Raw genomic sequence first — 6,754 nt, 5'->3', positions numbered from 1 at the left:
CGGTTCGACGACGGGGGGCTCGACGACAGGGGGTTCGACCACGGGCGGTTCGACGACAGGCGGTTCGACCACCGGCGGCTCGACGTCCGGCCCGCTCACGTTTGAGCACGTGTTGCCGGACGCCGGGTTCAGGGCACCGACGACGTCGACGCTGTTGCCGCAGACGTTGACCGGGACGTCCACCGGGGCCTGGATGAGGTTTCCGGACAACACACCGGGAGAGTCGGTCGCGGTGCCCTTGGCGCTCGCACCCCCACCGCCGTTGCCGTTCCCAGCGCCGCCCTTGTTCCCGCACTCATTGCCGAACGCGGGATTCAGCAGACCGATCACATTGACCGTGTTGCCGCACACGTTGACGGGAACGTGCACCGGCACCTGCACGGCGTTGCCCGAGCCGACGCCCGGCGAACCGGTGGCGGCGCCATCGGCCGACGCGTCCGCGAACGCGTACCCGCCTGCCGCGGTCAGAATGCCTGACGCCGCCGCCATGACCAGCACGCTCTTACTCAAGGCTTTTCGCATTGGTTGCCCTTCCTTAGGACATTCCGTGCGAGCAGAAGGCTCGCGGTTCATTCATCAGGCGATGCAGCTTGCGCCGGGGACGCCACCCCGGGGGTCTTCCCACGTGAGTCGGCAAGCGGCGATTGCGGAAAGGCGGAGAGACCACGAAGAAGCGTTCTTCATGTGACAAGTCCTATTCCTGCTCGGTGAACGCCCAAGCTGCATGCTTGATAGAAGTCATAACGAGGAGGAATTGTTGAGGAAACTTGAAAGTTCGTGGGAATTTTGTGATCGCTCGAACGGGTTAATCATGCGCGTTCATGCTGACGCCGCTCGTCGTGCGCAGGTGCCCCCCGCGGCGTTGCTTCGTACTGCTGTCCGTGCACCTCGGCAATCGGGTGAATGGAGAGAACCAAACGCCTGGTCATGAGTTGGGCAGGAGGCTCCGGTACGGGGCATTCAGTACGAGAAGGGTTGATCGTGATCAAGAGGGTTCTGGCCACGGGTGCCGTTGCCGCCTCCATCCTGGGTCCGGGTGCGACGCAGGCCATGGCGATCGGCGACGACAACGGTACGACCTCGGTCAACGGCAACGGAGCCTCGCAGTCGTTCGGCAACTCCGAGACCCGTGGTGACGGCAGCCCGCAGTTCGGCCCGGTCCCGGTCGCGGCCCAGGACGTCAACGTGCTGTCCTCGCCGCAGAACCAGCAGTGCACGGAGAACTCCACCCGGGCCAGGGGCGACGAGCCGCTGTCGCACATCCTGAGTGGCATTCCGGTGCTCTCCGGCAACGGTGCCGGCAACAGCTGATTCAGCCGCAATGAAAGGCCGGGGGCGTCGGAATTCCTCCTCCGTGCGACTCGGGTTCGTTGGTCGCCTTTCTTGGTACCGGTGCATCGGATTGTCCGATGATCGCGCCCGTGACTTTGAGTGAACGATACTGCGTCATTCGGGCGGTTTTTCGGAGATCTTCTTCTCAAAGAGTTTCGCCTACGGTCTTACATCGTTACGAATTGCAGCGGCGGAGTTACGAGTGATCAGGACCGCGCTCGTGCGGCACGAAAGACGTGGCCGCTCCGGACTCCGTCAAACGAAAGGGAAAAAAGTGAAGTACACCAAGGTTGCCGCCATTGCCGCCGGAACTCTGATGGCGATGGGTGCTGCCGCGCCCGCCTTCGCCGACGCAGGCGCCGACGGCAGCACCGCCAACTCCCCGGGCGTGGTGTCCGGCAACGCTGTCCAGGTTCCGGTCCAGGTTCCGGTCAACGTCTGCGGCAACACCGTGAGCGTGATCGGGTGGCTCAACCCCGCCTCCGGTAACGCCTGCTCCAACACCTGATCTCCGGTCGGCCCGGCCGAACGCTCATGACCGGGAGGCCCCGGCACGCATCCGATGCGGGCCGGGGCCTTCCCCCATTTCCCGGTGGTCGATCGAGTGGTCCCGGAGAAGAGGCGGCCCCGTCCAGTCGTCGTGTCGCGACCGCATGGGAACCCAGGGCGAAAGCGGCAGAAGGCGCAGCTGAAGAAGGCTTGTGCGGCGCGGATGTGCGACCGGAACAGATGCCGCTGCGGAAGGAAACCTGAAAGTGAAGTACGCGAAGACCGCTGCGTTCGTTGCCGGTTCCGTGGTTGCTCCCGGAACGGCTGCTCCCGCCTCCGCCGTCACCACCGCCACGGCCACCGACTTCAGCCTCGACGGTGGTGTCGACCAGGCCGCGGAAGGCGCCCCGCAGGCTGTCGACCCGATCGCGGACATGGTCGGCGGCGCCGCCGATTCGGTGCAGAAGAACGGCACCGTCAACAAGCCGGCCGGCCACGCCACCGACGCGGCCAAGGGCGCGACCCCGCTGATGGGCGGCCTGCCGCTCGGCGGCTGATCCTCACGCCACGGCAGTGCCCCGCTCCTGGGCAGCATTTCGCACTCCTCCGGTGCTGTGCATTCGGCGAACAACCGGACAGCAGAAGCATCGTTCGAGTGGAAGCGGCACAACCAACCCCGCCGCCCTGAGTTGGGCGGAGCGCTTTGGACGGTCGGCAACCGAAAGCCCCGGAAGGGCTACTTGGCGATCAAGAGGATTATGGCCTCGGTGGCCGGCCCGGGGCGCCGGCCCCATGTCGCGCGTCCGGGGTGCCGCCGACCCCTCGAAGGGGCGGGCGTACTGGGCCGGTTGCCGTAGTGACAGCAGGCGTCACTGCTCACACCGGGTAAGGGCTGTTCATGGACCAGTACGACAGCCAACGCTCCAGCGGCCGGCAGCGGCACGCGCAGGACGTCACGCCCATCTACGACCGGCTGCTCGCCGAATGGCAGGCGGCCCGCGGCGGCCCGGAGCCGGCGCCGTCCGCGCAACCCCATCGACCTTGTGCGGGAAGTCGAGTTCCTGGGGCCCGTATCTCCGAAGAGGACGTCGACGGGTGAGGGCGCGGCGTCGACCTCACGCCGGATCGAACCCATGTGAGTCGCGATGCGGAACCGGTGCTTCCGTAGCGGGTTGATCAATACGTTCCACAGCGGGACGCTCCGAAAGGTAAAGCGTGATGAAGAAGATGATGGCCGGCGCAGCAGTGGCCGTGTCCTTGGCCGGTCCGTCCGCCGCCGTTGCCCCCGCGGCCATGGCGATCGGTAATGACCAGAGGACCACGTCGGTCAACGGCAACGAAATCGTGGGCGAGTTCGGCAACAGCGTGAGCCAGGGTGACGGCAGGCCGCAGTTCCAGCTCGTCCAGGGCACGCCGGCCAAGGGCGACGAGGCGCTGTCGCACCTCGTGGACGACATCCCGGTGCTCTCCGGCAACGGGGTCGGCAACAGCTGAGATTCCTGAAGTGCGGGCGATTCGGGAATCCGCCTGGCTGTCGCCCGCACTCCGGCGTAAGACACCACTGAGCAGTATCCCGGGCACAGCCCGAGGGCTCCGCACACGTCGACGCCCACCGTTCCACGGGGGCGGCGGGCATCCGGCGTACGGGGGCGGCTCAGCCCAGGCTGCGTACCGGAAGGACGCAGTGGGCGGGGGTCATGATGACCTCTTCGTCGCCTGCGAACGACCGCAGCAACTCCTCGAGGGAGGTCATGCTCGGCACCTCAACGGCGCGGAACCGGTCGTTGTGCCTGTGTATCACCTGATCGAGGGGGATCGATGGATATCTCCGATGAATGCGGTAGCGAAGTGCCCGGGGCGGGGCTGCCGGATCCCGTGGATCAAATGTGTTGACGGCCCCCGATGGTCGCGGGCTATTGTGTGCAGCGTTCCGGACGGCGGACAAGAACTGCCGGTGTCGGTCCCGTGCTTGAACCAGGAGGTGAGGACATTGATGACTGTCGCTGCGGTGGGCGTTACCCACAACCAGAAGAGCATCGTTCCCACCTCCGTGGTCGCCGGCTGACCTTTCCGTAACTCTTCGCGCCTGTGTGCGCGTTGCCGGGGCCACCCTTTGAAGGGTTTCCCTTGTCTTTCCCGTCTTCTCAGTCCTTCGTCTCTTCTCTTCAGGGCTCGTCCGCGTCGCATCCGCTGTCCCCGTACGGCTGGGACGACGACTGGGCCGCCGAGTTCGCTCCGTACGCCGGACAGGGTCTGCTGCCCGGACGCGTGGTGCGGGTGGACCGCGGGCAGTGCGATGTCGTCACACCGCACGGTACGCTCCGGGCCGACACCGCCTTCGTCGTCCCGCGTGATCCGATGCGGATCATCTGCACGGGCGACTGGGTCGCCGTCGACCCCGACGGTGATCCGCAGTTCGTACGGACGCTGCTGCCACGGCGTACGGCCTTTGTGCGCTCGACGTCGTCGCAGCGCTCCGAGGGGCAGGTGCTGGCCACCAACGTCGACCACATCGCCATCTGCGTCTCGCTCGCCGTGGAGCTCGACCTGGGCCGGGTGGAGCGCTTCCTCGCGCTCGCCATGTCCAGCTCCAGTGGCGACGCGCTGCTGCGCGACGGGGCGTCCGCGGCGGACGGCGCCGCCCAGCCGATCGTGGTCCTGACCAAGGCCGATCTGGTGCCGGACACCGCCACGCTGTCGTACCTCGTCCAGGACATCGAGGCCATCGCCCCCGGTGTTCAGGTGCTGCCCGTCAGCTCGGCCACCGGAGAGGGGCTCGATGTGTTCGGCGCCATCGTCGCGGGCGGGACGAGCGTGCTGCTCGGGGCGTCCGGCGCGGGCAAGTCGACCCTCGCCAACACCCTCCTCGGCCGCGATGTGATGGAGGTGCAGGCCGCCCGCGATGTCGACGGCAAGGGCCGGCACACCACCACGACCCGCAATCTGCTGGTTCTGCCCTCCGGAGGCGTACTGATCGACACCCCCGGACTGCGCGGGGTCGGGCTCTGGGACGCGGAGACCGGCGTCGGCCAGGTCTTCTCCGAGATCGAGGAGCTGGCCGAGCAATGCCGGTTCCACGACTGCGCCCATGAGTCGGAGCCCGGCTGCGCGGTACTCGCCGCGATCGAGGACGGTTCGCTCTCCGAGCGGCGCCTCGACAGTTTCCGCAAGCTGCTGCGCGAGAACCAGCGCATCGTCGCCAAGACCGATGCCCGGGTGCGGTCCGAAATGCTGCGTGAATGGAAGCGCAGAGGGGCCGAGGGCCGGGCGGCCATGGACGCGAAGCGGGGCCGGCTGCGGTAGGCCGCAACGCTGGACGACGTCCGAATACCGCCAGTGCGGTACCCGGAGGTGCCGCACACTGGACGGTGTGATGGACGAACAGACCAGGTACGAGGCGGTGAGCAGCCGTGACGCCCGCTTCGACGGGGAGTTCTTCTTCGCCGTCGAAACGACCGGCATCTACTGCCGGCCGAGCTGTCCCGCCGTCACCCCCAAGCGGAAGAACGTCCGCTTCTACCCGACCGCGGCCGCCGCCCAGGGCAACGGCTTCCGGGCGTGCAGACGCTGCCGCCCGGACGCCGTGCCCGGCTCCGCCGACTGGAACGTCCGGGCCGATGTCGTCGGCCGAGCCATGCGGATGATCGGCGACGGCGTGGTCGACCGGGAGGGTGTGCCCGGTCTCGCCCACCGGCTCGGCTACAGCTCACGGCAGGTGCAGCGGCAGCTCAACGCGGAGCTGGGCGCCGGACCCGTCGCGCTCGCCCGCGCCCAGCGGGCCCACACCGCGCGGGTGCTGCTCCAGACGACCGGACTGCCCGTGACCGAGATCGCCTTCGCGTCCGGCTTCGCCAGCGTGCGGCAGTTCAATGACACGATCCGGCAGATCTATGCCCGTACGCCGAGCGCACTGCGCGCCGAGGCCGGGACGGGGCTGGGAGCGGCGGTACGGCAGGCGCGCACCACCGGGATCCCGCTGCGGCTCGCCCACCGGGGGCCGTACGCGGCCCGCGAGGTCTTCGATCTCCTGGCGGGCGAGACGGTCACCCGGATCGAGGAGGTCAGCGGGGATCCCGGTACCCGTACCTACCGGCGCACCCTGCGGCTCCCGTACGGCACGGGCATCGTGGCCGTCGACGAACGGTCCGCCGGGTCCTGGCTGGATGCCCGGATCCACCTCACGGACCTGCGGGATCTGACGACGGCCGTGCAGCGGCTGCGGCGCCTCTTCGACCTGGACGCCGATCCGTACGCCGTCGACGAGCGGCTCGGCACCGACCCGCGACTCGCAGCGAGTGTCGCCGCCCGCCCGGGGCTGCGCTCGCCGGGTGCCGCGGATCCGGAGGAGTTCGCCGTACGGACGCTGGTGGGCGGGGCAGGGGCTGAGCGGCTCGTCGAGATGTACGGGAAGCTCCTCGACGTCCCCTGCGGTGGGCTCACACATGTCTTTCCCGAGCCGGGAGTGCTGGCCGGTGCGGTGGACGACCCGGCGCTGCGGGCTCTGGCGACCGCGCTCGCCGACGGGGACGTACGGCTCGATGCCGGGGCCGACCGCGACGAGGCCGAGCAGACGCTGCTGCGGCTGCCGGGGATCGGTCCGGCAGCCGCGGCGCTCATCAGGATGCGTGCGCTCGGCGACCCCGATGTGGATCCGGACGGGAGGTCAGCGGCGGAGCGGTGGCGGCCCTGGCGTTCGTACGCCGTGCGGCACCTGAGCCTCTAGACCCTCCGGAGGTTGCGCCATTGCTTCGTCGTCCCGAGTGCGTAGCCGACGACCAGGATCGTCCCGTCGTCCTGCGGGAAGACCGGATCGGCCTGCGGCCGGCCGTTCGGGGCGACGGTGGCCGGCCGCCCCGGCCGTTGGGTGCTGAGGTACGCGCGCTCGGCCTCGCTGAATTCGGCATGGAGTCAGCCCCACACGCGTACCCGTCAC

Annotated in this window: 9 protein-coding genes and 1 pseudogene; 7 read left to right on the top strand and 3 right to left on the bottom strand. The window is 68.5% G+C overall.

Going from position 1 to position 6,754, the window contains the following annotated elements; all coding sequences use genetic code 11:
- Window positions 1–522 (bottom strand): chaplin (locus GA0115254_RS47220; RefSeq protein WP_176740150.1); only part of this gene is annotated, 522 nt, incomplete at its 3' end.
- Window positions 523–981: 459 nt separating this feature from the next.
- On the opposite strand from GA0115254_RS47220, the gene GA0115254_RS16235 reads away from it, so the two are divergent.
- From GA0115254_RS16235 to GA0115254_RS16215, 5 genes are all read left to right on the top strand, one after another.
- On the top strand, window positions 982–1,311 hold the full coding sequence (locus GA0115254_RS16235) for an RdlA protein (protein ID WP_093896008.1): 330 nt from the start codon (window positions 982–984) through the stop codon (window positions 1,309–1,311).
- A gap of 295 nt (window positions 1,312–1,606) precedes the next feature.
- Entirely contained in the window at window positions 1,607–1,840 is a 234-nt protein-coding gene (locus GA0115254_RS16230) for a chaplin (protein ID WP_093895993.1), read from the top strand.
- 247 nt (window positions 1,841–2,087) lie between these two features.
- Entirely contained in the window at window positions 2,088–2,378 is a 291-nt protein-coding gene (locus tag GA0115254_RS16225) for a hypothetical protein (protein WP_093895992.1), read from the top strand.
- A 341-nt stretch (window positions 2,379–2,719) separates the two neighbouring features.
- On the top strand, window positions 2,720–2,920 hold the full coding sequence (locus tag GA0115254_RS45240) for a hypothetical protein (RefSeq protein WP_093895991.1): 201 nt from the start codon (window positions 2,720–2,722) through the stop codon (window positions 2,918–2,920).
- 119 nt (window positions 2,921–3,039) lie between these two features.
- Entirely contained in the window at window positions 3,040–3,315 is a 276-nt protein-coding gene (locus GA0115254_RS16215) for a hypothetical protein (protein ID WP_093895990.1), read from the top strand.
- A gap of 160 nt (window positions 3,316–3,475) precedes the next feature.
- Here GA0115254_RS16215 and GA0115254_RS46110 read toward each other — a convergent pair whose 3' ends face one another.
- Complete coding sequence (locus GA0115254_RS46110) at window positions 3,476–3,574, bottom strand: DUF5949 family protein (protein ID WP_256102606.1); 99 nt, start codon at window positions 3,572–3,574, stop codon at window positions 3,476–3,478.
- 374 nt (window positions 3,575–3,948) lie between these two features.
- Here GA0115254_RS46110 and rsgA point away from each other — a divergent pair, with 374 nt between their 5' ends.
- Both rsgA and GA0115254_RS16205 read left to right on the top strand, forming a co-directional pair.
- Complete coding sequence (gene rsgA, locus GA0115254_RS16210) at window positions 3,949–5,124, top strand: ribosome small subunit-dependent GTPase A (protein ID WP_093895989.1); 1,176 nt, start codon at window positions 3,949–3,951, stop codon at window positions 5,122–5,124.
- A 70-nt stretch (window positions 5,125–5,194) separates the two neighbouring features.
- On the top strand, window positions 5,195–6,544 hold the full coding sequence (locus GA0115254_RS16205; RefSeq protein WP_093895988.1) for a DNA-3-methyladenine glycosylase 2 family protein: 1,350 nt from the start codon (window positions 5,195–5,197) through the stop codon (window positions 6,542–6,544).
- 2 nt (window positions 6,545–6,546) lie between these two features.
- On the opposite strand, the pseudogene GA0115254_RS46105 reads toward GA0115254_RS16205, so the two are convergent.
- A pseudogene (locus tag GA0115254_RS46105) lies at window positions 6,547–6,720 on the bottom strand (PPOX class F420-dependent oxidoreductase); the annotation flags it as partial.
- Window positions 6,721–6,754 lie beyond the last annotated feature (34 nt).

The organism is Streptomyces sp. Ncost-T10-10d (assembly GCF_900091955.1).
Taxonomy (GTDB): domain Bacteria; phylum Actinomycetota; class Actinomycetes; order Streptomycetales; family Streptomycetaceae; genus Streptomyces.
This window is presented reverse-complemented; position numbering and strand designations above follow the sequence as displayed.

Excerpts from the sequence above, each read along its gene's own strand:
- GA0115254_RS46110 (WP_256102606.1), bottom strand. The coding sequence starts at position 3,574 with ATGACCTCCCTCGAGGAGTTGCTGCGGTCGTTCGCAGGCGACGAAGAG.
- GA0115254_RS16215 (WP_093895990.1), top strand. The coding sequence starts at position 3,040 with ATGAAGAAGATGATGGCCGGCGCAGCAGTGGCCGTGTCCTTGGCCGGT.
- GA0115254_RS16205 (WP_093895988.1), top strand. The coding sequence starts at position 5,195 with ATGGACGAACAGACCAGGTACGAGGCGGTGAGCAGCCGTGACGCCCGC.
- GA0115254_RS45240 (WP_093895991.1), top strand. The coding sequence starts at position 2,720 with ATGGACCAGTACGACAGCCAACGCTCCAGCGGCCGGCAGCGGCACGCG.